The sequence below is a fragment of the Burkholderia sp. ZZQ-2 genome (assembly GCF_050768715.1).
Lineage (GTDB): Bacteria > Pseudomonadota > Gammaproteobacteria > Burkholderiales > Burkholderiaceae > Burkholderia > Burkholderia cepacia.
The window spans coordinates 1-24,759 of record NZ_LDVA01000255.1 but is presented as its reverse complement, the minus strand read 5'-3'; the positions used below and the strand labels follow the sequence as shown (position 1 = coordinate 24,759).

Annotated in this window: 28 protein-coding genes; 22 read left to right on the top strand and 6 right to left on the bottom strand. The window is 66.3% G+C overall.

The window, feature by feature from the left end; translation table 11 throughout:
• Positions 1–394 (bottom strand): formate dehydrogenase accessory sulfurtransferase FdhD (locus tag ABY44_RS17935; RefSeq protein ID WP_431641508.1); only part of this gene is annotated, 394 nt, incomplete at its 3' end.
• 425 nt (positions 395–819) lie between these two features.
• On the opposite strand from ABY44_RS17935, the gene ABY44_RS17930 reads away from it, so the two are divergent.
• The 5 genes from ABY44_RS17930 (at position 820) to ABY44_RS17910 (ending at position 5,411) form a co-directional block, all read left to right on the top strand.
• On the top strand, positions 820–2,220 hold the full coding sequence (locus ABY44_RS17930; protein WP_059695798.1) for a cytochrome ubiquinol oxidase subunit I: 1,401 nt from the start codon (positions 820–822) through the stop codon (positions 2,218–2,220).
• Positions 2,221–2,223: 3 nt separating this feature from the next.
• Complete coding sequence (gene cydB, locus ABY44_RS17925; RefSeq protein ID WP_059695796.1) at positions 2,224–3,231, top strand: cytochrome d ubiquinol oxidase subunit II; 1,008 nt, start codon at positions 2,224–2,226, stop codon at positions 3,229–3,231.
• A 163-nt stretch (positions 3,232–3,394) separates the two neighbouring features.
• Positions 3,395–4,315 carry a bestrophin family protein gene (locus ABY44_RS17920; RefSeq protein ID WP_059682459.1) on the top strand — a complete coding sequence of 307 codons (921 nt, stop codon included), beginning with the start codon at positions 3,395–3,397 and terminating at the stop codon, positions 4,313–4,315.
• Positions 4,316–4,395: 80 nt separating this feature from the next.
• A complete protein-coding gene (locus ABY44_RS17915) occupies positions 4,396–4,989 on the top strand; it encodes an SMI1/KNR4 family protein (protein ID WP_060172016.1) in 594 nt (197 codons plus the stop codon).
• Positions 4,990–5,024: 35 nt separating this feature from the next.
• Positions 5,025–5,411, top strand: a complete 387-nt coding sequence (locus ABY44_RS17910; protein WP_060172014.1) for a VOC family protein — start codon at positions 5,025–5,027, stop codon at positions 5,409–5,411.
• 22 nt (positions 5,412–5,433) lie between these two features.
• Here the strand turns inward: ABY44_RS17910 and ABY44_RS17905 are convergent, their stop codons facing one another.
• Positions 5,434–5,646, bottom strand: a complete 213-nt coding sequence (locus ABY44_RS17905) for a hypothetical protein (RefSeq protein ID WP_060180731.1) — start codon at positions 5,644–5,646, stop codon at positions 5,434–5,436.
• Between the two features lie 610 nt (positions 5,647–6,256).
• Between ABY44_RS17905 and ABY44_RS17900 the strand changes: the two genes are divergently transcribed.
• Positions 6,257–6,667 (top strand): VOC family protein, encoded by a 411-nt coding sequence (locus ABY44_RS17900; RefSeq protein ID WP_021157925.1) that lies wholly within the window; start codon positions 6,257–6,259, stop codon positions 6,665–6,667.
• A gap of 113 nt (positions 6,668–6,780) precedes the next feature.
• On the opposite strand, the gene trpS is transcribed toward ABY44_RS17900, so the two are convergent.
• Positions 6,781–7,794 (bottom strand): tryptophan--tRNA ligase, encoded by a 1,014-nt coding sequence (gene trpS, locus ABY44_RS17895; RefSeq protein ID WP_060172012.1) that lies wholly within the window; start codon positions 7,792–7,794, stop codon positions 6,781–6,783.
• A gap of 209 nt (positions 7,795–8,003) precedes the next feature.
• On the bottom strand, positions 8,004–8,159 hold the full coding sequence (locus ABY44_RS17890) for a hypothetical protein (protein WP_021157927.1): 156 nt from the start codon (positions 8,157–8,159) through the stop codon (positions 8,004–8,006).
• 929 nt (positions 8,160–9,088) lie between these two features.
• Here ABY44_RS17890 and ABY44_RS17885 point away from each other — a divergent pair.
• The 7 genes from ABY44_RS17885 (at position 9,089) to ABY44_RS17855 (ending at position 14,575) form a co-directional block, all read left to right on the top strand.
• Complete coding sequence (locus ABY44_RS17885; RefSeq protein ID WP_027792477.1) at positions 9,089–10,717, top strand: tyrosinase family protein; 1,629 nt, start codon at positions 9,089–9,091, stop codon at positions 10,715–10,717.
• Between the two features lie 87 nt (positions 10,718–10,804).
• Positions 10,805–11,236, top strand: a complete 432-nt coding sequence (locus ABY44_RS17880; RefSeq protein ID WP_027792478.1) for a hypothetical protein — start codon at positions 10,805–10,807, stop codon at positions 11,234–11,236.
• 57 nt (positions 11,237–11,293) lie between these two features.
• Positions 11,294–12,007 carry a hypothetical protein gene (locus ABY44_RS17875; RefSeq protein WP_060172009.1) on the top strand — a complete coding sequence of 238 codons (714 nt, stop codon included), beginning with the start codon at positions 11,294–11,296 and terminating at the stop codon, positions 12,005–12,007.
• Between the two features lie 385 nt (positions 12,008–12,392).
• The gene (locus tag ABY44_RS17870; protein ID WP_060172007.1) at positions 12,393–13,040 is read left to right on the top strand and encodes a hypothetical protein; all 648 of its coding nucleotides are present in this window, start codon (positions 12,393–12,395) and stop codon (positions 13,038–13,040) included.
• 109 nt (positions 13,041–13,149) lie between these two features.
• The gene (locus ABY44_RS17865) at positions 13,150–13,482 is read left to right on the top strand and encodes a RebB family R body protein (protein ID WP_021157934.1); all 333 of its coding nucleotides are present in this window, start codon (positions 13,150–13,152) and stop codon (positions 13,480–13,482) included.
• Between the two features lie 198 nt (positions 13,483–13,680).
• Entirely contained in the window at positions 13,681–14,055 is a 375-nt protein-coding gene (locus ABY44_RS17860; RefSeq protein WP_034196216.1) for a RebB family R body protein, read from the top strand.
• Positions 14,056–14,251: 196 nt separating this feature from the next.
• Complete coding sequence (locus ABY44_RS17855; RefSeq protein ID WP_060060907.1) at positions 14,252–14,575, top strand: RebB family R body protein; 324 nt, start codon at positions 14,252–14,254, stop codon at positions 14,573–14,575.
• Positions 14,576–14,651: 76 nt separating this feature from the next.
• Here ABY44_RS17855 and ABY44_RS17850 read toward each other — a convergent pair whose 3' ends face one another.
• Positions 14,652–15,482, bottom strand: coding sequence for a Crp/Fnr family transcriptional regulator (locus ABY44_RS17850; protein ID WP_230948759.1), 831 nt, complete (start codon positions 15,480–15,482; stop codon positions 14,652–14,654).
• Positions 15,483–15,732: 250 nt separating this feature from the next.
• On the opposite strand from ABY44_RS17850, the gene ABY44_RS17845 reads away from it, so the two are divergent.
• From ABY44_RS17845 to argE, 8 genes are all read left to right on the top strand, one after another.
• Positions 15,733–16,290, top strand: a complete 558-nt coding sequence (locus ABY44_RS17845; protein ID WP_027792484.1) for an RNA polymerase sigma factor — start codon at positions 15,733–15,735, stop codon at positions 16,288–16,290.
• Positions 16,291–16,395: 105 nt separating this feature from the next.
• Positions 16,396–16,689, top strand: coding sequence for a RebB family R body protein (locus tag ABY44_RS17840; RefSeq protein WP_059695824.1), 294 nt, complete (start codon positions 16,396–16,398; stop codon positions 16,687–16,689).
• 29 nt (positions 16,690–16,718) lie between these two features.
• Positions 16,719–17,324 (top strand): hypothetical protein, encoded by a 606-nt coding sequence (locus ABY44_RS17835; RefSeq protein WP_431641503.1) that lies wholly within the window; start codon positions 16,719–16,721, stop codon positions 17,322–17,324.
• A 157-nt stretch (positions 17,325–17,481) separates the two neighbouring features.
• Complete coding sequence (locus ABY44_RS17830) at positions 17,482–17,928, top strand: hypothetical protein (RefSeq protein WP_060172003.1); 447 nt, start codon at positions 17,482–17,484, stop codon at positions 17,926–17,928.
• A gap of 227 nt (positions 17,929–18,155) precedes the next feature.
• Entirely contained in the window at positions 18,156–19,496 is a 1,341-nt protein-coding gene (locus ABY44_RS17825) for a flavin-containing monooxygenase (protein ID WP_060172001.1), read from the top strand.
• Positions 19,497–19,581: 85 nt separating this feature from the next.
• Positions 19,582–20,031 carry a RidA family protein gene (locus tag ABY44_RS17820; protein ID WP_059682437.1) on the top strand — a complete coding sequence of 150 codons (450 nt, stop codon included), beginning with the start codon at positions 19,582–19,584 and terminating at the stop codon, positions 20,029–20,031.
• Positions 20,028–20,705, top strand: a complete 678-nt coding sequence (locus ABY44_RS17815; RefSeq protein WP_059485971.1) for a DUF1028 domain-containing protein — start codon at positions 20,028–20,030, stop codon at positions 20,703–20,705. The genes ABY44_RS17820 and ABY44_RS17815 overlap by 4 nt, the downstream gene beginning before the upstream one ends.
• Entirely contained in the window at positions 20,698–21,861 is a 1,164-nt protein-coding gene (gene argE, locus ABY44_RS17810; protein ID WP_060171999.1) for an acetylornithine deacetylase, read from the top strand. Before ABY44_RS17815 ends, argE begins: the two co-directional genes overlap by 8 nt.
• Positions 21,862–21,918: 57 nt before the next feature.
• Here argE and ABY44_RS17805 read toward each other — a convergent pair whose 3' ends face one another.
• Positions 21,919–22,842, bottom strand: a complete 924-nt coding sequence (locus ABY44_RS17805; protein ID WP_042973786.1) for a LysR substrate-binding domain-containing protein — start codon at positions 22,840–22,842, stop codon at positions 21,919–21,921.
• A 403-nt stretch (positions 22,843–23,245) separates the two neighbouring features.
• Between ABY44_RS17805 and ABY44_RS17800 the strand changes: the two genes are divergently transcribed.
• Positions 23,246–24,667, top strand: a complete 1,422-nt coding sequence (locus ABY44_RS17800) for a purine-cytosine permease family protein (protein ID WP_059695768.1) — start codon at positions 23,246–23,248, stop codon at positions 24,665–24,667.
• Positions 24,668–24,759: the final 92 nt, after the last annotated feature.

The following is a 24,759-nucleotide window of genomic DNA, read 5'->3' as shown; positions in this document are numbered from 1 at the left end:
GGTGCAGGTCGAGCTGCGCGATGCTTTCGATCCCGCATACACCGCAGCCGGTGCGGCCGGCCAGCGCGCGTCGGTGCGCCTTCAGCGCCATGAACGCCTGCTGCGACACGGTCAGGCGCACTTCGGCGCTGCCGGGCCGGCATTCGCTCTCGATGTCGAATACGTCCGACGCACGCTCGACGATGCCTTCGCTGAGCACGAAGCCGAGGCCGAACGCGTCGAGGTCGATCGGGGTCGCCATCATGACCGTGTGTGCAATACCGTTGACCACGAGTGCAACCGGCGTTTCGTCGACGACGCGGTCGACGGTGTCGCGCACTTCGCCGGCACGGTGACGTGTCACATGACACGCGGTGCTGCCGGTCGGCTCGTCGCGGCGGATGCAGGACTCCATGCGGGTTCTCCAGGCGGATCGGCCGGCGGGCCGGCCGGGTCGGGCGCGTACGCCGGACCAGGGGAATCGGGGCTGCCGGGCGGGCGCGGCCGAGGGGCGCGCCGTGGCCGCGGGCAAGCATTGCATCGGATGTTAACGGGGATGAACAGTGCGCCCGATGTACAGCGCTGCAGTGCGGAAAGCAGTACAGCTGATCGTCCCGCCGGCGCGAAATGTGTTTTCCGTACACACATCTTCGGCAACGGAAGCAGCACAGTTTCAGCGCACGTTCGAACGATTGCGAGTATCGTTGCAAACGCGATATCGTCATTCACGCTTCGATGCCATGCGAGTGACCGTTTTGTATTCGCATGTGTCGTCGGCAAGCCGTCGCGCGATTTCCTGCTTCGGGCGGACATCCTCACAAACACGAGCAAATTACGGTCATGGAAATCTTCGATGCGTTCCATCTCGCACGATTGCAATTCGCATTCACGGTGTCGTTCCACATCGTGTTTCCCGCGATCAGCATCGGTATGGCGAGCTTCCTGGCGGTGCTGGAATGGCGCTATCTCGTCACCGGCGACGCCGCCTACAAATCCATGTTCCAGTTCTGGTCGAAGATCTTCGCGATCGGCTTCGGGATGGGCGTGGTCTCCGGCGTCGTGATGGCGTACGAATTCGGCACGAACTGGGCCGGCTTCTCGCGCGTCGCGGGCAACATCACGGGCCCGCTGCTCACCTATGAAGTGCTGACGGCGTTCTTCCTCGAAGCCGGCTTCCTCGGCGTGATGCTGTTCGGCTGGCAGCGCGTGAGCCCGCGCGCCCACTTCTTCGCGACGCTGATGGTCGCGGTCGGCACGCTGATCTCGACGTTCTGGATCCTCGCGTCGAACAGCTTCATGCAGACGCCGCAGGGCTACAAGATCGAGAACGGCCTCGTCGTGCCGGTCGACTGGTTCAAGATCGTGTTCAACCCGTCGTTCCCGTACCGTCTCGTGCACATGACGATCGCGGCGTTCATCGTCGCGGGCTTCATCGTCGCCGCGTGCGGCGCGTGGCACCTGCTGAAGGGGCGCCGCGACGAGCCGGTGAAGCGCAGCTTCTCGATGGCGCTGTGGATGCTGCTGGTGCTCGCGCCGATCCAGATCGTCGTCGGCGACGCGCACGGGCTGAACACGCGCGAATACCAGCCGGCGAAGATCGCGGCGATCGAGGGGCTGTGGGAAACCGAGAAGGGCGGCACCGCGCTGAACCTCGTCGGGCTGCCCGACATGCAGGCCGAAACCACGCGCTATGCGATCCAGGTGCCGCACCTCGGCAGCCTAATCCTCACCCACAGCTGGGACGGCGAGATTCGCGGGCTGAAGGAATTCCCGCCGCAGGACCGCCCGTATTCGCCGATCATCTTCTGGACGTTCCGGATCATGGCCGGCCTCGGGATGCTGATGCTGCTCACCGCGCTGCTCGGGTTGCTGTTGAGAAAGGGCGGGCGCCTTTATGAAACGCGCTGGTTCCAGTGGTTCGTGGTGGCGATGGGGCCGTCGGGCATCGTCGCGCTGCTGGCCGGCTGGATCACGACCGAGGTCGGGCGGCAGCCGTGGACCGTGTACGGCGTGCTGCGCACCGTCGATTCCGTCGCGCCGCTCAGCGCGCAGCAGGTCGGCGTGTCGCTCCTGATCTTCGTGGTCGTGTATTTCCTGGTGTTCGGAACGGGTGTCTACTACATGCTGAAACTGATGAAGCGCGGGCCGGCTGCCCAGGCCGGGTATATCGAGCTGCACCGGCATCCGGGGCTGCGCAAGAGCGCGCTGTCCACGCCGCTGAACGTGACCGAAGCGGAGTAAGCCATGCAAATCGATCTTCCTGTCGTGTGGGCCGCGATCATCGGCCTTGGTGTATTCATCTACGTGATGCTGGACGGCTTCGATCTCGGCATCGGCCTGCTGTTTCCGTTCTTCGATGCGAAGGCCGAGCGCCAGGTGATGCTCGACACCGTCGCGCCGGTGTGGGACGGCAACGAGACGTTCCTGGTGCTCGGCGGCGCGGGGCTCTACGGCGCGTTCCCGGTCGTCTATTCGACGCTGCTGCCTGCGAACTACCTGCCGCTGGTCCTGATGCTGGTCGGGCTGATCTTTCGCGGCGCGGCGTTCGAGCTGCGCGCGAAGGCCACCCGCACGCAACACATGTGGGATCTGGCGTTCATCGGCGGCTCCGCGCTCGCGGCGTTCTGCCAGGGGATCGTGCTCGGTTCGCTGCTGCAGGGGATCAAGATCGTGAACAACCAGTTCGCGGGCGGGCCGTTCGACTGGCTGTCGCCGTTCAGCCTGATGTGCGGGATCGGCGTGCTCGTCACGTATGCGACGCTCGGCTGCGGCTGGCTGATCCTGAAGGTCGACGGCGAGCTGCAGCGCAAGATGCGGCTGCTGATGAAGCCGCTCGCGGGCGTGCTGCTCGCCGTTATGGGCGTGGTCAGCCTGTGGACCGTGATCGGGCTGCCGGCCGTCGCGCACCGCTGGTTCGGCAGCGGCAATCTCGGCTGGTTCCTGCCGGTGCCGATCCTCGTCGTCGCGTGCGTGTGGGGCATCTTCCACTCGGTGAAGCGCACGCACGAGGCCACGCCGTTCCTGCTGACGCTCGCGCTCGTGTTCCTCGGCTACACGGGGCTCGTGATCAGCATCTGGCCGAACATCGTGCCGCCGTCGCTGTCGATCTGGGATGCATCGTCGAGCCATTCGAGCCAGAAGTTCGCGCTGATCGGCACCGTGATCGTGCTGCCGATCATCCTCGTGTACAACGCGATGCAGTACCGCGTGTTCCGCGGCAAGGTGCGCGAGGGCGACGTCGGTTATCACTGAGCGCCGCATGATGTGACGGGCGCGGCGCGCGCGGGCGTATCATCTCGCGCAGCACGGCGCCCGGCCCGGCATCCACCCGACAGCGGCCCGCCACGCGCGGGCCGCTGCGCATCGGGCGCCGGCGTGCCGTATCGCGTATTTCCCTGGCAGTCGAGAAAACACCATGATCGTCCGACCACGACAAAACTGGCTCAGGATGCTGTTCGTCTGGAACGGCTCCGTGCTGCAATCGATCATTCCGCAGCTCGTGTTCATGGCGATCGTCAGCACGCTGGCGGTCTTCACGAACGGGCGCATCTTCGGCGAGAAGATTCCCCTCAATACGGCGCCGTTCACGCTGTTCGGGCTGGCGCTCGCGATCTTCCTCGCGTTTCGCAACAACGCGAGCTTCGAGCGGTTCAAGGAGGCGCGGCATCTGTGGGGCAACCTGCTGATCGCGGCGCGCGCGCTGACGTCGCAACTGAATCGCTACCTGCCCGACAGCGTCGGCGACGCCGAGCGCAACCGGCTTGCCGACCTGCTGATCGCGTTCACCTATGCGCTGAAGCATCAGCTTCGCCATACCGATCCGACGCAAGACCTGCAGCGGATCCTCGGCGCGGAGCGCACCGCCGCGCTCGCGGGCAAGTGTTTCAAGCCCGTGGCGATCCTCGACGAGCTGCGCGGCAGCATCGTCCGCGCGCTGGGCCGCGCGCCCGGCAGCGACGCGACCTGCTGGATGTTCGAGGCGCAACTCGACGAGCTCGGCAAATCGGTCGGCGGTTGCGAGCGCATCCTGTCCACGCCGATCCCGTTCTCGTACAGCGTGCTGCTGCATCGCACCGTGTATGCGTATTGCGTGCTGCTGCCGTTCGGTCTCGTCGATTCGACGGAGTTCTTCACGCCGCTGATCTGCGTGTTCATCGCGTACACGCTGATCGCACTCGAGGCGATCGCGAACGAGGTGGCCGAGCCGTTCGGCCTCGCGCCGAACGCGCTGGCGCTCGATGCGATGGCGCGCACGATCGAACGGTCGGTGCTCGAACTGGGCGATCGCCCGCTGCCGGAGGAATTCGTGCCGGCGTCGACTTACCAGATCACGTAGGCGGGTGCGCGGAAGAAGCTGAAGGGGCGGGTCGCGTCGGGCGCTAGAATGGCGCTGGCCTGTTCTTCGGATCTGACGCGATGACCCTCGTCGACACCTATCTCGCCGGCCTGCGTGCCGTGCTGCCCGACACCGACAACGCGGCGCTCGCCGCCGCCACGGGCGCGACGCCCGCGCAGCTCGACGCGCTGCGTGCCGCGTATCCGCAGTGCCCGGCCAGCCTGCTCGAACTGCTCGGCGCGCTCGACGGCACCTACTGGCGCGACTACGGCGGCACGACGGTCAACGTGCTGGTGCTGGGCTCCGACGTCTACGAATACCCGTATTACCTGCTGTCGGCCGCGCAGATGCTCGAGGAAGGGGCGAAGTACCGCGACAGCATCGCCGAGATCTACGGCGACGACGCGAACGACGACGGCGAACTCGTCGATCCACGCATCGACATCGCGCTGCCGATGGGCCGGCGGCTGTGCTTCTCGCATTGCATGAACAACGGCGGCACGTCGCAGCTCTACATCGACTTCGAGCCGGCGGCGGGCGGCAAGGTCGGGCAGGTCGTGCGCTTCCTGCACGATCCCGACAGCTATGCGGTGATCGCCGACGACTTCGACGGCTACCTGCGCCAGCTGATCGACGGCGGTTATGCGTTTGTCATCGATTTCGACGAAGAATAGCGGCGGCGACGGCTGCTATTTCAGGAGAGGTTGAAATGCGAATCTACGTGACGAGTATTTTTGTCGACGACCAGGACAAGGCGTTGACGTTCTATACCGACAAGCTCGGGTTCAAGCTGAAAAACAACGTGCCCGTGGGCGAGTACCGCTGGCTGACCGTGGTGTCGAAAGACCAGCCGGACGGCACCGAGCTGCTGCTCGAGCCGAGCAACCATCGCGCGGTCGGGCCTTACAAGCAGGCGCTGTACGAGGACGGCATTCCGGCGGCATCGTTCCAGGTCGACGATCTCGATGCGGAATTCGCGCGGCTCAGGGATCTCGACGTCCGCTTCACGCTGGAGCCGATGGACGCGGGGCCCGTGCGCGTCGCGGTCGTCGACGATACCTGCGGGAACCTGATTCAACTGATGCAGATGAAGTGACGCCGCGCCTCTCGAGGTTGATCTACACGACGTTGTCCAGTGCCTTGACGTCTGCGATTCGTGGCTCGGTGATCCAGAGCGCATCGATCATCTGAAACACCAACGGGGCCAGCGGCGTACCGATGACCTGCTCCCGGGCAAGCGCGAATTCAAACAAGCCGGAAATATCGACACCCCGTTCCGCGGCGTTCGCGACGGAGACAGGACCGCCTCCCTCGCGCGGAATATAGATCAATGAAACCAGAACGCGGTCGGCAGGCCCGGCGCTTGCCCCCAGTCGCCCAACACGAGGTCAATGATCGGCGGATGGTCCGGCCTTCCGGTTGCCCATTGGACGAAGTAGACACCAACAACTGAATCGCCTTGATGCAGTTCGCCCGTGATTCTCCTCGTCTCGCTACCACAACACGCACAATTGAAAGTGGATGCTTCCCCCGGGTACGCGTGTATCGATTCGTCGGCCGACATTGGGCGGAGTTCCGAAAGTAGTTGCAGGTTGAAGGCGGCGGTTCCTGCGGGAATCCGTGCGGATCGAGTTTCCAGGACCAGGCTCCCGGACAGGAGAGCAGCCGAAATGAAGCCTATCAAGAAACCGGGCCGCCGACCTCGAAGTGCTCCACGCATGTAGTCGGAAGAACGTCGTCCGTGGATCGCATGCGAAACGATAGCGGGTTGCGCGGGCGCGGCATCGGCGGAGTGGACCAAGGGACGGCCCGCTACCGCCATGAACGACATCGCGTGTGACAGTGTCGGGTGTGCAGGTATTGCCCACGAGCGGCAGCGTGGCTTCGGCGCGAATTGTCGCGCTCATGTAGACTCGTGTGCCCTTCAACGGAGTAGATGCAATGCAACTGCTTGATCACGTGTCAATCAGCGTGCCGGATATCGAACTGGCGCGCCCGTTCTACGATGCCATCATGGCCGCGCTGGGCGCGGCCCGGGTCTATGACCGGGGCACCGCACTCGGCTACGGCGAACGCTGCAATGCGAACGACACCGCATCGACCTTTCTCGCGATCTACCTGGATCCCGCCGAAATCGGCGTGAGCAAGCGGCACTGGTGCTTCAAGGCCGCGAGCCGCGCGCAGGTGGATGCGTTTTTCGAGGCCGGCCTCGCGACGGGCGGGCAGTCCGACGGTGAGCCCGGCTTGCGGCCGCATTATCACGGCGACTACTACGGGGCGTTTCTCGTCGACCCGGCCGGCAACCGGGTAGAGGCGGTGTGCCACGCGTCCGTGCCGGCGCACGCATCGTGACGAGAGGCGGTGGCAGCGACGCACGCACGCGCACCTGATGCGGTGATCGCCGCGCGCCGGCCCGATACTGTCCGGCGCGCGGCGCGCGTTTACGCACGCGCTGCCTGCACCGCTCAATCGAAGTAGTTCAACCCCATCGCCCCCTTCACCTCCGCGAGCGTCGCGCCGGCCACGTCCCGCGCGTGCATCGTGCCGCGCTTCAGGATCGCCATCACCTCGGCCTTGTCGGCCTCGAATTCGCGGCGGCGCGCGCGGATCGGCTCGATCAGCGCCTGCAGCCGCTCGTTCAGCACGCGCTTGACGACGCTGTCGCCGAGCCCGCCGCGGCGGTAGTGCGCCTTCAACTCGTCGACCTTCTGCACGTCGGGCTCGAACGCATCGAGGAACGTGAACACGACGTTGCCCTCGACCTGGCCGGGATCGCTCACGCGCAGGTGGTTCGGGTCCGTGTACATGTCCTTCACGGCCTGCGTGATCTCGTCCGGCGTCGAGCCGAGCGTGATCGCGTTGCCGAGCGACTTGCTCATTTTCGCCTTGCCGTCGATCCCCGGCAGCCGCGTGACCGCGGACAGCACAGCCTCGCATTCGACCAGCACGGGCTGCTCGACCGTCGCGTTGAAGCGGCGCACGAGTTCGTTGGTCTGCTCGATCATCGGCAGCTGGTCGTCGCCGACCGGCACGTGCGTCGCCTTGAACGCGGTGATGTCGGCCGCCTGGCTCACCGGGTAGGTCAGGAAGCCGGCCGGGATGTCGCGCTCGAAACCGCGCAGGCGGATCTCTTCCTTGATGGTCGGGTTGCGTTCGAGGCGCGCGACCGTGACGAGGTTGAGCAGGTATTGCGACAGCTCGGCGAGCTCGGGCACCTGCGACTGCACGACGATCGTCGAGATCGTCGGATCGATGCCGACGGCGAGATAGTCGAGCGCGACTTCGATCACGTTCTCGGTGACGCGCTGGCGGCGGCCCATGTTGTCGGTCAGCGCCTGCGTGTCGGCGAGCAGCAGGAACTGCTTCGCTTCGTGCTGCATCTGCACGCGCGCGCGCAGCGAGCCGATGTAGTGGCCGAGGTGCAGCGGGCCGGTCGTGCGGTCGCCAGTGAGGATGGTCGGTCGGGTCGGGTGGGTCATGTTGGTCGTTGCTCCGGGTTATCGAAGCCGCCAGCCATGTCGTCTGCGCAGAAACGCAAATGCCGCCATGGCTGGCGGCATCACGTTTGGGACATGCAAAAGGAAACGGGCCGCCTAGGTCAGGCGCGCCACCAGCAATGCACGTTCGGCGAGGCGGGTTGGGTTTCCATTGCGCGAGTATAGCGTAGAGCGGGGACGGACGTGCCGCGTCAGCGGATGACGGACTCCATCGCAAGGTAGGCGGTTTCGGCCGACGGCCACAGCAGGTACAGCAGGCCGGCCATCAGCAGCAGCGCGCCGGCGCGTACCAGCGGCGTACGGTCTTTCTCGCGCGGGAGGCGGGTGGGCGGCTTCGAGTTCTTCATGCTTGCTGGCGCGCGAGGCGCCACTCCAACGGTTGCTGCAACGGGTCGGGTGAGGCGACGCCGGGGTGTTGCGGGGTTCGACGGGGGCTGGGTGCGGCCGGGCACCGTGTCGCCCGGGCGGGACGGCGGGGTAGGCCGCTGGCGGGCATAAAAAGGGACGGTTGAACGCCCTTTGGCTGCCATCCATGCCGAGGCGACCGGCATCCTACCAGTTCGGCGGCGCGGACACAGTCAAGAATTGTCGGGGACAGGGCCGCAGGGGGCGCGTCGAATGGCCGTGACGCTACCGGCTCGGGATAGCGTCGTCCAGATGCCGCGATGCAACCTTGCCCGTTCTCCACGGGCTTTCAGCCGCATACGTGGCAACTGACAACCGTAAGGTTTCTTTCGGTCGATTGCATTCGCCAACATCGTCGCGCTCCCGTGATTATCCCGAGCCTGTTTTTTACTCTCGCGTCGTAAATGGGTGTGATTATTTAAGAAAATTAAACGGGCCAATCATCATTTTCGTCTCCGGATTTTTTTGAGATTCCAGGTCGCCTTGACCTTGCTAAAACCAATTCCATCTGCTTTATTTACTCATACCAAATCAGGATAAAACGCTATCGGGGTATCACAGTCACTTCGTCGGGTATTGGTGCCTGACGAAGTGGCATCGACTCACCACGGCATCCCTACGATCTGAAGGCGCAGCCCCTTTTCCAGCGGGCGTGCTACGCCTGTTGCGCGTGTCCGCGCCCATGGAGGCGATCAGGTGGCCACGCGGGCCCGCCCATGGCCCGCCGATTAATGCTTTCAAAATGACACGCGATATTTGAATAAAACGAATTCGATTGAGCGCGAGTTTAAATGCTTTATTAACTACCTGCTTACGTTCAAAACCTGGCGGCCAAGCCCTAATGCTACCCACGAAGGAGGCTGGATATATCATGAATAACGCATCTGGAGTCAGAGTTCGTCCGTCGATCGAATCGTTGCAAGTCGAATATCTGAAAGGCAACAAAAAGCCGCTGGAAGACCTGATGCGCGCGTGGAAAGGCATCAAGGCATTGCCGCCCGACGATCCGAACTCGTTCTTCATGATCGGCGGCTTCCACGGCGAGCCGTTCCGCGGCGCCGGCTGGGGCTCGGCGTCTTACTGGGGCGGCTATTGCAACCACGGAAACGTGCTGTTCCCCACCTGGCACCGTGCGTACCTGCTGCGGCTGGAACAGGCGCTGCAGAGCATCCCCGGTTGCGAGCAGGTGATGCTGCCGTTCTGGGACGAAACCAGCGAAGAGTCGCTGACGAAAGGCATCCCGTGGGCCCTGACCGACCCGGATTTCGAGCTCGACGGCGAAAAGATTCCGAATCCGCTGGCCTCCTTCACGTTCAACCGGGCGATCACCGACAACATCAACGGCGACGATCCGAACTACAGCAAGCCGCTGCCTTACGTCACGGTTCGCTACCCGCTGTCGGGGCTCGTGGGTACCGACAAGGACCGGGCCGCGACCGAGAAGCACAACGCCAAGTTCAAGGATGCCAAGGAGAACGTGGTATTGCTGAACCGGAACATCGTGGACTGGCTCACGTCCTACATCGTCGTCAAGGGCAAGGTGGTGCCGACCAACGTGAAGCGCAAGTTCGAGCAGTGCCTGGACGCGCCGAACTACACGGTGTTTTCCAACACGACGTCCGCGGCTCAGTGGAACGAGAATCTGCCGGAAGGCGCGATTCCCGTCGTCCCGCTCGAGTCGCCGCACAACAAGATTCACCTGGCGGTCGGCGGGTTCGACGTGCCGCACGGCCCGAACAAGGGCGACCTCTCGCCGATTCCGGGCGCCAACGGCGACATGGGCGAAAACGACACGGCGGGCCTCGACCCGATCTTCTATTTCCATCACTGCTTCATCGATCGCGTGTTCTGGCTGTGGCAGAAGCGGCATGGCTTCACGCAGCATCTCGACGTCATCGCCGAGTATCCGGGCACCAACTCGGTCGACGCGCAGGGGCCGACGCCGGGCACGGTGCCCAACTCGTGGCTCACGCTCTCGTCGCCGCTCGATCCGTTCAAGAAGAGCGAGAACGGCAAGGAGCGCGCCTATACGTCGCTCGACTGCATCAACATCGAGGAGCAGCTCGGCTACACGTACGGCCCCGGTTCGCTGGAAGACCTGCCGAAGCTCTCGCTGGCGGCGACGACCGTGCCGGCCGGCAACAGCAGCAAGGTCGTGCGTGTGTCCGGGCTGAATCGTGCGCCGATCGCGGGATCGTTCCTGGTCTCCGCGTACGTCAACGTGGACGGCGAGCGGCACCTGCTCGGCACGGAGGCCGTGCTGAGCCGCTGGAGCGTGCAGTACTGCGCGAACTGCCAGACGCACCTCGAAGTGAAGGCGTTCTTTCCGCTGGACCAGTTCTCGGTGAGTGCGGTGGAGGGGGCCCAGTACGACGTCGAGATCCATACGCGCGAAGGCGTACGCCTGCAGACACAACCGGCTTCGCCGCCCGTTTCGCAAGCCGTCGCCGGTGCGGCTCCGCAGGCCGCGCCGAAACTGTTCCGGCTCGAGGTCCGGTAACGACGGCGCGTGACGAACCGGCGCCATCGCGTGGCGCCGGTTCACTTCGGTATTTCGACGACATGGACATGAAGGGGAGGCGCGCGCATGAGCTACACACCCGAAACCGGCAGCCTGGTGGGCCAGTGGACCTATCGCAGTTTCCTGAACGATCCCGACCCGGCCACCGCATTCAACGACCTGGAATTCGGCCTCGGCACGATCGAGATCGCGCAGGCACCGGCGGGCATTTTCAAGGGGCGCATTTTCGGCCCGGGATGGGAGCTGCAGCTCAACGGCTGGATCAGCTACGGGAATCCCGGCACCGTCCGCTTCCAGGGGCGCGGCGTGGTCAGCGGCGAGGAGTGGGTCTACGACTATGTCGGGTACGTGAGCGCGCCCTGGCCCAACGGCATCAACCAGCGTCCGGCGCTGACCGGTTCGATCGTCCGGACGGTTCCGCATGCGAGCGGCAACGGCGGCGTCGCGCCGGCCGGGGTGGTGTGCTCGTGGTACGCGGTCATGAGAGATCCCGCCTGAACGGCCATGACTGCCCCGAGTGCTCCGCCGGCCGGCCCGGCCAGGCGTCCGGCGACGATGACGGGCGCGATCCGCGCATGCGTGGAGGCCGGGGCTGCGCGAACGGCCATGCTCCCGATGCCAGATCGCGTGCGCGGCGCGCTGGCGTTCGCGATCCTCGGCTACCTGGCGTGCGACCTGCCGACGCGGCTGCATGGTGCCCCTTCCAGCTGGATATGGAACGGCATCGGTGCGTTTGCCTGCGGCTTGGCGGGGTACTCGACGAGAGGCGGATCGCCGGGCAGGTGCGCGCGCCGGTCGATGCTCTGGTGCATGGCCGCCATCTGCGCGGGATTGACGCTCGATGCGATGCGGGCGCCCCTCGAGGCCATTCTCGACATCTGCGGCGGCACGCTCGATACCGGTGCCATGTGGAACATGCTCGTGCTCCATCTCCAGTGGTTTCCGATGTCGATGCTGGCCATGCTGGCGCTGTTGATTCGGCGCGAGGCCGACCGCAAGGACGGGCATCGACGCGGCCCGGTACGCGTGCTCGTCCGGGCGCCGGTGCGGGTCGCGCTCGAATTCGCGGGGATGTTGCTCGTCATGGCACTCGGCATGACCGCGATCAGGGCAATCGCGTTCAGCGTGGGGCTGCGTTGGGATACGAGCGGCGTGGCCTTTGCGATGCTCGTCAGCATGCTGGCGTTCTACGCCCTGAGCGATCGAGCCGCCCTCGCAGAGGAATCGTTGATAGGCCGCTTGCGAAACAAGAACGGCCAGATTACTTAGGATCGCAAAAACAGGTTGGAGATCGAATTCGGCGGAACATGATCGCGGCGTAGGTCGATTTCAATAAAAGAGACCACGCACCGGGCAGCGGGCGAACGGGGCGCAACGGTATCGGCCGGCATGCGCGAGGGCGCTGCTTGCCTGCGCATTGCCCGCCGGCGTAGGCGCGACGCACGGCGACAACCGATTTCACAGACCCGTCGCACGGTTCGTCCCTGCAGCGGTCCTGCCGAAATTTCCGGCGGGGCTGCCGCCTGTCCATTTCCCGGAGAACACCATGCGATATCCATTGCAGTACGCCGGCGCTGGCGCCCCTGCGCCGCGTCCATCCGTACCCGAACCGCACGCACCGGCGACGCGGGCCGACCTCGAGGAGGTGTGAGCCATGAGCGACGACGCACTCGACCCGTTGCTGCGGCAGTTCGCGGAGAAACGATTGGGACGGCCCCTCGAGCCGGCTGAAGAACGGGCGCTGCTCGAGCGGCTGCCGGGTCGTCACGCGGCCCAGCCGGCCCCGGCGGCCGGCGCGGCCACGCAGGCGAGCGCCGCGCCCCCGCCATTGCCGCGCTTGAAAACCCGGCAGGAGGCGCGCGAGCAGGTCAAGCATTTTCTGCAGCTCAACCAGCAGAAGGCGTACGAGAAGATGCGCGGCATCCTGCAGACGATCGACGCGCAGAACGAGACGACCCTCGGCATGCTGGCGTCGGAACAGCAGAAGGTGTCCGACGTACTCGACGCGCACGAGCCGCCGGACGACGCACCGGCATCCGGCGCGGCCGACATCCAGGACAGCACCCGCGAGGCGCTGGCGGTGATCGGTGAACAGCTGACCGGCCTCATCCGGCAGGAAATCGACGCCTGCTTCCGGCACTACGTCGATTCGCTCGCCGAACGGCTCGCCGTGCGGCTCGACGCGATCGACGAGCGGCTGCAACGCATCGGCGCCCGTCCGGCCGACCTGCACGAACCGGCCGCTGCCGCCACCGCCGCCGCTTCTGTTCACGATACCCCCGGGCCAGCGTCCATGGAGTAGCACACCGGGCATGCGGTTGAAGTCGAGCGGCTGAAGTCCGGCGGCTGGACGCGAGACCGGCCGGCCCCCGATGTGCGACCTCTCAACTACGTGAATCAAGGAGCAAAAAATGGGTGATACGTGTCAGGTGTGCCAGGTCAATCCCGCGATTACCGATGCCGTCACGCAGGTCAACGTCAAGGTGGTCGCCGAGGCGCCGGCGATGGCGATGGGCTCGCTGTACCAGGCCCAGAGCCATTCGCTCAGCATCCTGTTCGAGAACGCGGTGCAGCAGCAGTCGCAGGCCGCGATCCAGTCGCAGACGTCGACGAACGTGGGGACGATGCAGCTCTACACGATCGGGCCGGAAAGCGCGGGGGCGGCCGCCACGGAAATCGGCGCGAACGGGATCATTTCCATTCTGGCCGACGTGATCGCGATCGGGAAGGCGATGCGCCCGTAACGCGCGGTCGTCGCGCCGCGGGCGAGCGGCGGCGCAAGCGGCTCGGGCCGCCGATACCGCCGCAGCACCGCAGCACCGCCGATCCGCAGCACGTCCGCCGGCGCCTGAACAGCGGTGCCGCGCGGTGTTCCGGAGCAAACGACAGGACGGGTAGAGCCGATTCGATGCGGCGCCCGTTCGCAAACCAGGAGAAATTCGATGGCAAATGATACAAGCGCCCCGACGGATTCGAAGGATCCGAAAGACCCCTGCAACTGCAAGACGTGCGCGGTCAATGCCGCGATCACCGACGCCGTCACGCAGACCAACGTCAAGGTGGTGGGTGAAGCGCCGGCGATGGCAACGGGCTCGCTGTACCAGGCCCAGAGCCATTCGCTCAGCGTGCTGTTCGAGAACGCCGTGCAGCAGCAGTCGCAGGCCGCGGTACAGCTGCCGACCTCGACGAACGTGGGCACGATGCAGCTCTACACGCTCGGGCCGGCGAGCGCCGGCGCCGCCGCGACGGAAATCGGCTCGAACGGCGTGCTGTCCGTGCTGGCCGATGTGCTCGCGCTCGGCAAGGCGCTGGCCTGACGCGTAACCCGGCGTCGACGCCGGGCGGCGGCCTTGATTCCCGTGGCTGTCGCCCGGCGCCTGTCGTCGTCCCGACGCTCGCGACGGCGAGCGCTCGCGCGCACCGATGCTATCGGCCGGCGCACGTCGCCGGCCGACCCATTCATGCGTTCGCCGTGACTGCATCGCAGCGGGCGGGCAAACCAGGAGCAACGACATGCCGGAACAGGTTTCCGCCGCGGTGACCGATGCGGTCACGCAAGCCAACGTCAAGGTGGTGGGCGAAGCGCCCGCTGTGGCCTTGGGCACGCTCATGCAGTCGAACAGCCATGCGTCCGCGATCCTGCTTCACAACGCGGTGCAGATGCAGGCGAACCAGGCGATGTCCAACCTCGCCGCCACGACCGTCGGCATCATGCAGCTCTACGCCGGCTCGCCGGTGGCGGTGGCCGCCGCGGCGCGCTCCGCGAACGACAACTTTGCGTCTCAACTGACCGCCGTCGCGCAGTTGATGAACGCCATCGGCCACTGGCGCGGCTGATCTTCACCGCGCGCCGCGCAACCCGGCGCGCGCGACCTCCTGCCGCCGCGGCGTCGCGGCGCACGCGCCTGGCGCGTCAATTGGCGTTGACGATGGTCCGCAGCTGCTCCGGCTTCTCGATCGTCACGCCGTGCGCGTGAAGCCGGATCAGGCCGTCGCGCTGCATCTTCTGCAGGCTGCTGTTCAGTCGCGGCCGGCTGACGTTGAGCATCGCGGCGAGGATGCTCTGGCTCTCCGGCAGTCGCACCTCGAGATCGTTCCCTTGCATGCGGTTCAGCAGATGGCGCGCGAGCCTGGCTTCGAGCCGGTACAGGCACGTCGATTCGACGAAGTCGCTCAGCTGGTGCACGTGCCGGCACAGCTGCTCGTGGATGCGCTCCATGAAATCCGCGTTGGCCAGCAGCGGCGCGAAGTACTGGCGATGCAGCAGCGACACGCGGCAGTCGGGGCTCAACTGCGCGGTGAAGCTGCGCCGGTGGGCGCGAACCAGCGTGTTTTCGCCGATGAGTTCGCCCGGCAACGAGTGGCCGAGAATGAGTTCGCGTCCGCCGGGTTCGTGCAGCGTCTTGTACACGCGGCCGCAGTGCACGAAGGCGACGAAATCGCCCGGATCGCCCTTGAAGAACAACAGGCGGTTACCGTGTTCGGGCCAGGGCGCGAGATGCCGCTCGATGTGAGCGAGCAGGCTTTCCGGAAGATCGGCGAGTATCGGGATATTGCACAGCGTTCGACCGTTGACGAGGGCAGGCATGTTTTCCGTGCAAGGTTGTTTGACGATGCGGCCACCTAGCGAAAAACGCTGCCTTTGGCATTGCGTGAAAAATGAATGATGAAAATAACCAGATAATGGGAAAGCGATCCCGATACGGTTTTGCTTCGGCGCCAGGGACCTTTGGTCGACCGACATCGACAGCAGCGTGCCGGCGTAATCACGTCGCGGCGGCAGTCGCCATTTTTCATCGAAATGCCATTGGTTACGCTCGGCGGCGCGCCCGAAACGACGGATGAGGATATGCAGGGGAATTAAAGTTTCCGTTCACAATAATCAAGAAAATTTACACGAAGCGATTATCTTTAAAACGGTGTTACGCGGGTAACAGCGCCATTCCCGGCGTCGAATCGATTCTGTGTTTTCCATAAAAAAAGGAAGGCACGGGATGACAACCTCGAACCAGCACGCTGTTTCGACGCCTGAGTCGCCGGCGCAGCAGCTCGATCACACGTGGCGGGAAATGCAGGGGAAATTGCGGCGCCGCGCGCGCCTGTTGTGCAAGGGCGATATCCACCGTGCCGACGAACTGCTCTCCGATACCGCGCTCAAGGTCCACATCTACCTGCAACGTTCGCCCGAACGCGTCCGGAACCTGGCCGGCTTTCTCTTTCTGGCGCTGAACCACGCGTTCCTCGACGGCGCGCGCCGCCGTGTGCGCGAAAGCGGCATGCTCGAATTCGACCCGGGCTGGGACGACGATCACACCGTCGAGCTGGCCGGCCACGCGCCGTCGGTGGAGCAGCAACTGCTGCTCCGGCAACAGCTGCTGCGTCTCGAGCAGGTGCTGTCCACGCTCTCCTCGCAGCAGCAGATGCTGTTCACGCTGAAGTTCGAGGAGGACCGGCCCTATCTGCACATCGCGGCGACGCTCGGGATCAACGAGCCGCTGGCCAGGAAGCGTGTCGAGCTGCTGCGCAGGAAATTGCGCGAGGAACTCGCGTGAGCGCGTTCACGAACGCGGGCATGCAGCGTTCCTAACGGCATGCGCGGCGTCGATGGCTTGCCGTTCCTTCAATCGCATGCCGGAGCCGAGATCCGAGGAGGCCTCGTGGCAGACAAAGTCAATGAGCAGGTTACCGACGCGCTGACGCAGACCAATGTCAACGTCGTCGCGGGATCCCCGGCCCAGGCGCTGGGCATGCTTTACCAGATGTTCAGCCAGGCCGTCGGCATCTCGGCGCAGAACATGACGCAGCAGCAGGCGGCGCTGAACCAGATTTCGAACGCCGTCGTGTCGAAGGCGGTGGCCATGATCCTGTCCGTCGAAGCGTCGCCGAAGCCGCCAGCGGGCGGCGCGGCGCAAGCGCCGGCGGCCGGGCCGCAGACGGGTTCCACGCATTAGTCGACTCTCGGGATACCTGAACCATGAACATGAAAGGCCTTTTGGGCGGGCGCGGCGACGGTGCGCCGCAGGCGCCGCACGATGGCGCGTCCGCGGCAGCAGGCGCAACGACGCCCGCCGACGTCGCGCCGCCCGTCGCGACGCCGAAAGCAGGCGCGCGCGCATGGCCGGTCAACCGGCTGCGCAGGCTCACCGATGCGTTGAGGGCGCCGAACCAGGTCGCCGATCCGGCCGGGGGCGGCGGTTCGGCGCTGCAGACCGTGCAGGCGATCAACGCGGAGGCGGCGTCCTACGCGACGACGCAGATCGCCGTCGGCCCGAACATGATGATCACGCAGGCGGGCGGGATGGTCGCGCAGGCGGCGGCCAACTACTTCGAGGCGTCGACGTCGCTGGCGATCGCGGGCAAGAGCGTGCTGATGAAGGATCTGGCGCAGAAGACCATCGACGAGAACGTACGCGGGATGGCGATGGATGCGGTGGGCCTGCTGTTGACCGACCTGTTCGTCGCGACGGCGGCGGTCGTCGCGGGTGCCGCGGAGGCGATCGAAGGCGAGGCCGCGAGCGTCGCGCTCGACAAGATCGACGAGAGCCTGCAGCGGTATCAGGCGCTGCTGGACAAGAAGGGTGCGTAGCGCGCGACCGCGCGCGGCGACCAGGAATCAATCGACACGACCCGCCGGGCCGTCAGGCCCGCCGCGGGATGTGAGCGGCGGGAACGACGCGTGTCCGCTTTCCCGGACACGCGTCGTTCCCGCCACCGGCAGTCCCATCGAGTCAAGTGAGGAACCCATGCCCTACGACATTCAGAACGTACAAGGTCCCGCGCCGCTGGCGGTTGGCGAGCGCATCTGGGGAGATGCGACGGAAATCGATTTCGGCGCGATGACGAGCTGCATCGCGCTCGTCGAGCAGACGCCGGGCCAGCCGGCGTCGGTGCGCGCGATCCATCTGTCGATCGTCAGCGACGACGGTACGAAGGTGTACGACCCGTCGGCGAACGTGGCCGGGCAGGTCGAGACGATCATGCAGCAGAGCGGCGACCTGCGTACCTGCCTCGGGCGCATCGATCTCTGGCAGGCCAGCGAGTCGCAACAACTGCGGGATTTCTTCGCCGCGCTGATGCTGAGCCTCGACATGCAGAACTGGGTGCAGTTGCCGGACGGCAACCTGCGGGTGCGGATCAACGGCGGCGTGATCCAGTATCGGCAGGGCGCCGGCCCATGGACGAACGCGTAGCCGGCGCGACCGGTTGAAGCCGGCGCCCGCCGTCCGGGCGGGCGCCGGTGCAACACGGGCGCGTCGTCCCGTGCCGCTGGCCGCCCGCGCGCCCCCCAGCTTTTTGCTCATCAACACCAACAAAAATCATCATTTCGCCGCAAGCGGCGTGTCAGCAGAATGTCTCCATTCCAGCTTGAGCGACAGCACGCGCGTCGCGCCGAGCCGCACTTCAGAAGGAGACAGCCGTGGCAGTCGAAACAACCTCAATCGATACGCTCGTCGTCGGCGCCGGTCAGGCCGGCGTGGCCATGAGCGAGCACCTGGGCAAGCTGGGCGTGCCGCATCTCGTGCTGGAGCGCAGCCGCATCGCCGAACGCTGGCGCACGGGGCGCTGGGATTCGCTGGTCGCGAACGGCCCCGCGTGGCACGACCGCTTCCCGGGGCTCGAATTCGACGGCCTCGACCCCGACGCGTTCGCGTCGAAAGACCAGGTCGCGGACTACTTCGAAGCGTATGCGCGCAAGTTCGACGCGCCGATCCGCACTGGCGTCGAGGTGAAGCGGGTCGTGCGCAATACCGGCAAGCCGGGCTTCGTCGTCGAGACGTCCGACGGCACGATCGAGGCGAACCGCGTGGTCGTCGCGACGGGGCCGTTCCAGCGCCCGGTGATTCCGCCGATCGCGCCGGACGACGCGCGCCTCGTGCAGCTCCATTCCGCCGACTACCGCAACCCGGGCCAGCTCCCGGACGGCGCGGTGCTCGTGGTCGGCGCGGGTTCGTCCGGCGTGCAGATCGCCGACGAGCTGCAGCGCGCGGGCCGCCGGGTCTACCTGTCGGTCGGCCCGCACGACCGCCCGCCGCGCGCGTATCGCGGCCGCGACTTCTGCTGGTGGCTCGGCGTGCTCGGCGAATGGGACAAGGAAGTCGCGACGCCGGGCCGCGAACACGTGACGATCGCGGTGAGCGGCGCGCGCGGCGGCCATACGGTCGATTTCCGCAAGCTCGCGAACCAGGGCGTGACGCTCGTCGGGCTGACGAAGTCGTTCAGCGGCGGCGTGGCGACGTTCGAGCGCGATCTCGCGATCAATCTCGCGCGCGGCGACGAGAACTACCTGTCGCTGCTCGACGCGGCCGACGCTTATGCGGCCCGCAACGGCCTCGACCTGCCGGCCGAACCCGACGCCCGTCACATCCTGCCGAACCCGGACTGCGTCGCGCACCCGATCCTCGCGCTCGACCTCGCCGGCGCGGGCGTCACGTCGATCGTCTGGGCGACGGGATATGCGGTCGACTACGGCTGGCTGAAGGTCGATGCGTTCGACGCGAACGGCAAGCCGCGGCACCAGCGCGGCGTGTCGAAGGAGCCGGGCATCTATTTCCTCGGGCTGCCGTGGCTGTCGCGGCGCGGCTCCAGCTTCATCTGGGGTGTGTGGCACGACGCGCGGCACATCGCCGATCACATCGCGACGCAGCGCACCTACCTCGAATACCACGACGCATCGCAGCGCCGCTCGGCATCGCGCCCGGAGCCGGGCGGCGCCGCGTCGCACGCCGACGCGCAGCCGCTCGCCGACGCGGTCAACTGACCGACCCCATGCCGCCCGCCTGCCGCACCGCGATCGTGTTCGCGCCCGGTGCGGCGGCGTGCCCCCTGACGACTGAAGGATTTCGATGAGCCAACCGACCCACACCCGTATCCGCATGTTCAACACGAAGGATACCTACCCGAACCAGACGCTCGACAACGACCTGTGCCAGGCCGTGCGGGCCGGCAACACCGTCTACGTGCGCGGCCAGGTCGGCACCGATTTCGACGGCAACCTGGTCGGCCTCGGCGACCCGCGCGCGCAGGCCGAGCAGGCGATGAAGAACGTCAGGCAGCTGCTGGAGGAAGCCGGCAGCGACCTCACGCACATCGTGAAGACGACGACCTACCTGATCGACCCGCGTTATCGCGAGCCGGTGTACCAGGAAGTCGGCAAGTGGCTGAAGGGCGTGTATCCGATCTCGACGGGGCTCGTCGTGTCCGCGCTCGGCCAGCCGCAGTGGCTGATGGAAATCGACGTGATCGCCGTGATTCCGGACAACTGGCAGCCGAACCGCGCCCGGGAGGCGACATGACTTTCTCCATCGTCGGGCGCTGCCCGGAGACGGGCCAGCTCGGCATCGCGATCAGCTCGTCGAGCATCGCGGTGGGCGCGCGCTGCCCGTGGGTGCGCGCGGGCGTCGGCGCCGTCGCGACGCAGAACATCACGCTGCCGGCGCTCGGCCCGCAGATCCTCGACCTGATCGAGCACGAACAGCTCGCGCCCGCCGCGGCGCTCGACCGCGCGCTCAGCGCGAACGGCTGGAGCCAGTACCGGCAGGTCACGGTGATCGACGGGCAGGGGCAGGCGGCGTGTTTCACCGGCAAGGAAGCGCTCGGCACGCATCACGCGGTGCGCGGCGAACAGTGCGTGGCGGCCGGCAACCTGCTGGCTTCGCCGGACGTGATCGACGCGATGGCGCGCGCCTTCGAACAGGCGCCCGGCCTGCTCGCCGATCGCCTGCTCGCCGCGATGCACGCGGCGATGGCTGCCGGCGGCGAGGCGGGGCCGGTGCACTCGGCCGCGCTGAAGGTGGCCGGCGACGTGACCTGGCCGATCGTCGACCTGCGCGTCGACTGGGCCGATGCCGATCCGGTCGGGCAGCTCGATGCGCTGTGGCGGGCGTATCGGCCGCAGATGCAGGACTACCAGACGCGCGCGCTGAACCCGACCGCCGCGCCGAGCTACGGAGTGCCGGGCGATGAATGACACGTCGAGCCGCGCGTTGCTCGAGCGGCTGATCGGTTTCGCGACGGTCAGCCGCGATTCGAATCTCGAGATGATCGGTTTCATCCGCGACTATCTCGCGGGCTTCGGCGTCGAGAGCGAACTGTTCTACAACGCGGAACGGACGAAGGCGAGCCTGTACGCGACGATCGGGCCGCGCGATCGCGGCGGCATCGCGCTGTCGGGCCATACCGACGTGGTGCCGGTCGACGGGCAGGCGTGGACGGTCGAGCCGTTCCGGCTGACCGAGCGCGACGGCCGCCTGTACGGGCGCGGCACGGCCGACATGAAGGGCTTCATCGCGTCGGCGCTCGCGGCCGTGCCGGCGTTCGTCGCACGTCCGCTGCGCGTGCCCGTGCATCTCGCGTTCTCGTACGACGAGGAAGTCGGCTGCCTCGGCGTGCGGCCGATGCTCGACGCACTGGCCGCGCGTGCGCACCGGCCGCGCCTGTGCCTGATCGGCGAGCCGACCGAGCTGAAGCCGGTGCTCGGCCACAAGGGCAAGCTCGCGATGCGCTGCCACGTGAAGGGGGCCGCGTGCCATTCGGCGTACGCGCCGTCGGGCGTCAACGCGATCGACTATGCGGCGAAGCTGATCGGCCGGCTCGGCGAGATCGGCGCAGCGCTCGCGCGGCACGAACGGCACGACGGTCGCTTCGATCCGCCGTTCTCGACCGTGCAGACGGGGCTGATCAAGGGCGGCCGCGCGCTGAACATCGTGCCGGCCGAATGCGAGTTCGACTTCGAGGTGCGTGCGCTGCCGGATTTCGACGCGCACGACGTGCCGCGGAAGCTGCAGGACTATGCGGAATCCGAACTGTTGCCGCGAATGCGTGCGGTGCAGCCCGATACCGACATTCGATTGCAGCCGCTGGGCGCGTATCCGGGGCTGGCCACGGCGCCGGACAGCGAGGCCGCGCGCCTGCTCGCGATGCTGAGCGGTTCCGATGCGTTCGGCACGGTCGCATTCGGCACCGAGGGCGGGCTGTTCGGGCAGGCCGGGATTCCGGCAGTCGTATGCGGGCCCGGCAGCATGGACCAGGGGCACAAGCCCGACGAGTTCGTCACGCTAGACCAGCTGCATGGATGCGACGCGATGCTGAGTCGTCTGGCTGCGTATCTGTCGTCGGCCGCCTGAAACCGTCACTGCAAACACGCACGCGCCGCCTCGCGCGGTGCGTGCGTGTTTCGCGTCTTATCTCGCCGTTTCCGCGACGATCTGCGCGAGCCGCTCGCGGCAGAAGTCGACGAACGACTGCGCCTGCTTCGTGAGCTGGCCGCGCTTCAGCCGCGCGCTCACGAGCCCCGACGGGCTCACCGTTTCGCTGAGGCCGATCGTCACGACCCGCTGGCCGTCGTACGTGTATTCGGAATGCGGGCGCGTGACGAGCAGCGAAAAGCCGAACCCCTGGCCGACCATCCCGCGCACCATCTCGATCGACGGCGACCCGAACACGATGTTCGGCGTCAGCCCGAGTTCGTGAAAGAGGCTGACGAAATAGGTGCGGCTCGGCTGCACGTCGAGCAGGATCATCGGCTCGACGCAGAGGTCGCGCAACGATACGTGCGTCTGGCCCGCGAACCGGTGGTTCTCCGGCAGCAGCACGTACGGCTGCTGCGGCGGCATCAGCGGTTCGGTCTCGATCGTGCCGTCGAGATCGTGGTCGTACATGAGCGCGAGATCGAACGTGCCGGACGTCAGGCCCTGCACGAGTTCCTGCTGGTCGCCGTCGCGCAGCCGGATGTTCACGCCCGGGTAGCGCTCGCGAAAGCCCGCGATCAGTTGCGGCAGGTAGAGCGGCGCGACCGTCTCGAAGCAGCCGATGTCGATCTGCCCGGTGATCACGTCGTTGTCGGCGAGCGCGTTCTGTTCGAATTCGTGCGCGATGCGCAGCAGCTCCTGCGCTTTCCGGTAGAAGCGCGTGCCGCCCGGCGTCAGCGACACGCCCTGCGCATGATGGCGGATGAACAGCTTCACGCCGAAGCTTTCTTCCAGCCCCTTGATCGCGCTGGAGATCGACGGCTGCGCGATGAAGAGCTGGCGCGAGGCCTCGGCCACGCTGCCGGATTCCACCGTCGTCACGAAATATTTCAGTTGCCGCAAAGTGTAGTGAGCCACATGCACCTCTGATGCACGGCCCCGGCGTGCCGCCGCGGGCGCAATCTGTCCATGGTTGTGCGTAGCACCTTACCTGAAAGGCCTTGGCGCCGGAATTTCCGCTGCAGAGCTTTTTCGTATGTCCCGGAAATATTTTTAGTATTTTCCGGTCGCGATACCCGTGGCGCACCATCGTCTCCAACCTGGATCGCGAAGATCACCACGATCACGAAGCGGCCGCGCACGCGCCGGCGGGGTATGTCATCCGTCCCCGCGAGCGGTTCGTTCGCTGCGTTCGACTCCGCCGCGCGTGCATGCGGTGCGTCGTCGTTCGCGTATCCGGACCCGATTGCAGGCGCGCACCCCGACGCGCGCCGGCTGACACGGCACGCGCGCATCGCCGCGCAGGACAGGAGACTTCACCATGACGAACGCGGAACGCAATGCGTCCCCGATGATAGAGAAGCACACGATCGGCTACGTGCCGCCCGCCGAGCGCCACGGCAAGGTGCGCGACCTGTTCACGCTCTGGTTCGGCGGCAACATCGCGCCGCTGCCGATCGTGACCGGCGCGCTCGGCGTGCAGATGTTCCACCTGAACCTGCTATGGGGCATCGTCGCGATCGTCGTCGGCCAGGCGGTGGGCGGCGTGCTGATGGCGCTGCATTCGGCGCAGGGGCCGCAGATGGGCATCCCGCAGATGATCCAGAGCCGCGCGCAGTTCGGCTCGTGGGGCGCGTTGCTCGTGACCGTGATCGCGGCCGTGATGTACGTCGGTTTCTTCGCGTCGAACATCGTGCTCGCCGGCAAGTCGGTGCACGGCATCGCGGCGTCGGTGCCGGTGCCCGTCGGCATCGTGATCGGCGCGGTGGGTTCGGGGCTGATCGGGATCGTCGGATACCGGTTCATCCACATCCTGAACCGGATCGGTACGTGGGTGCTCGGCATCGGCATCGTCGTCGGCTTCTGGATGATCCTCTCGCACGTGACGACCGACGATTTCCTGACGCGCGGCGGCTTCGACTTCGCGGGCTGGCTCGCGACGGTGTCGCTGTCGGCGTTGTGGCAGATCGCGTTCGCGCCGTACGTGTCGGACTATTCGCGCTATCTGCCGGAGAACGTCGGCGTGGCGTCGACGTTCTGGGCGACCTACCTCGGCTGCACGATCGGCTCGACGCTCGCGTTCATCTTCGGCGCGGTCGCGGTGCTCGCGGTGCCGGCCGGCGCGGACACGATGGATGCGGTCAAGCAGGCGACCGGCCCGCTCGGCCCGCTGATGCTCGTGCTGTTCCTGCTGAGCGTGATCAGCCACAACGCGCTGAACCTGTACGGCGCGGTGCTCGCGGTCATCACGTCGGTGCAGACGTTCGCGTACCGGTGGATTCCGACCGCGAAGGCGCGTGCGGTGGTGTCGGTCGTGATTTTCGTCGCGTGCTGCTACGCGGCGATCGGCGCGTCGACGAACTTCGTCGGCAACCTCGTCGATCTCGTGCTCGCGCTGCTCGTCGTGCTGGTGCCGTGGACCGCGATCAACCTGATCGACTTCTACGTGATCCACAAGGGCAAGTACGACATCCAGTCGATCTTCATGGCCGACGGCGGGATCTACGGCCGCTTCAACCCGCAGGCGCTGCTCGCGTATGCGATCGGCATCCTCGTGCAGATCCCGTTCATGAACACGCCGATGTATGCGGGCCCGATTCCCGCGCATCTCGGCGGCGCGGACCTGTCGTGGCTCGTGGGGCTCGCGCTGACGTCGCCGCTGTACTACTGGCTCGCGACGCGCGACAGCGCGTATCGGCGCCGGCAGACGGGCGCGACGATGCCGCCGACGGCGGTGCGGTAAGCCGGGCGTCGTTCGGCGCGATGAAACGAAACGGCCGCCGCATCGGTTGCGATGCGGCGGCCGGGAAAGGCGGGAGCGGGGCGGCAGGCGGG

Bases quoted from the DNA above. Each gene is read 5' to 3' on its own strand.
- ABY44_RS17930 (WP_059695798.1), top strand. From the start codon at position 820: ATGGAAATCTTCGATGCGTTCCATCTCGCACGATTGCAATTCGCATTC.
- cydB (WP_059695796.1), top strand. From the start codon at position 2,224: ATGCAAATCGATCTTCCTGTCGTGTGGGCCGCGATCATCGGCCTTGGT.
- ABY44_RS17920 (WP_059682459.1), top strand. From the start codon at position 3,395: ATGATCGTCCGACCACGACAAAACTGGCTCAGGATGCTGTTCGTCTGG.
- ABY44_RS17915 (WP_060172016.1), top strand. From the start codon at position 4,396: ATGACCCTCGTCGACACCTATCTCGCCGGCCTGCGTGCCGTGCTGCCC.
- ABY44_RS17910 (WP_060172014.1), top strand. From the start codon at position 5,025: ATGCGAATCTACGTGACGAGTATTTTTGTCGACGACCAGGACAAGGCG.
- ABY44_RS17900 (WP_021157925.1), top strand. From the start codon at position 6,257: ATGCAACTGCTTGATCACGTGTCAATCAGCGTGCCGGATATCGAACTG.
- trpS (WP_060172012.1), bottom strand. From the start codon at position 7,794: ATGACCCACCCGACCCGACCGACCATCCTCACTGGCGACCGCACGACC.
- ABY44_RS17890 (WP_021157927.1), bottom strand. From the start codon at position 8,159: ATGAAGAACTCGAAGCCGCCCACCCGCCTCCCGCGCGAGAAAGACCGT.
- ABY44_RS17885 (WP_027792477.1), top strand. From the start codon at position 9,089: ATGAATAACGCATCTGGAGTCAGAGTTCGTCCGTCGATCGAATCGTTG.
- ABY44_RS17880 (WP_027792478.1), top strand. From the start codon at position 10,805: ATGAGCTACACACCCGAAACCGGCAGCCTGGTGGGCCAGTGGACCTAT.
- ABY44_RS17875 (WP_060172009.1), top strand. From the start codon at position 11,294: ATGACGGGCGCGATCCGCGCATGCGTGGAGGCCGGGGCTGCGCGAACG.
- ABY44_RS17870 (WP_060172007.1), top strand. From the start codon at position 12,393: ATGAGCGACGACGCACTCGACCCGTTGCTGCGGCAGTTCGCGGAGAAA.
- ABY44_RS17865 (WP_021157934.1), top strand. From the start codon at position 13,150: ATGGGTGATACGTGTCAGGTGTGCCAGGTCAATCCCGCGATTACCGAT.
- ABY44_RS17860 (WP_034196216.1), top strand. From the start codon at position 13,681: ATGGCAAATGATACAAGCGCCCCGACGGATTCGAAGGATCCGAAAGAC.
- ABY44_RS17855 (WP_060060907.1), top strand. From the start codon at position 14,252: ATGCCGGAACAGGTTTCCGCCGCGGTGACCGATGCGGTCACGCAAGCC.
- ABY44_RS17850 (WP_230948759.1), bottom strand. From the start codon at position 15,482: ATGTCGGTCGACCAAAGGTCCCTGGCGCCGAAGCAAAACCGTATCGGG.
- ABY44_RS17845 (WP_027792484.1), top strand. From the start codon at position 15,733: ATGACAACCTCGAACCAGCACGCTGTTTCGACGCCTGAGTCGCCGGCG.
- ABY44_RS17835 (WP_431641503.1), top strand. From the start codon at position 16,719: ATGAAAGGCCTTTTGGGCGGGCGCGGCGACGGTGCGCCGCAGGCGCCG.
- ABY44_RS17830 (WP_060172003.1), top strand. From the start codon at position 17,482: ATGCCCTACGACATTCAGAACGTACAAGGTCCCGCGCCGCTGGCGGTT.
- ABY44_RS17820 (WP_059682437.1), top strand. From the start codon at position 19,582: ATGAGCCAACCGACCCACACCCGTATCCGCATGTTCAACACGAAGGAT.
- ABY44_RS17815 (WP_059485971.1), top strand. From the start codon at position 20,028: ATGACTTTCTCCATCGTCGGGCGCTGCCCGGAGACGGGCCAGCTCGGC.
- argE (WP_060171999.1), top strand. From the start codon at position 20,698: ATGAATGACACGTCGAGCCGCGCGTTGCTCGAGCGGCTGATCGGTTTC.
- ABY44_RS17800 (WP_059695768.1), top strand. From the start codon at position 23,246: ATGACGAACGCGGAACGCAATGCGTCCCCGATGATAGAGAAGCACACG.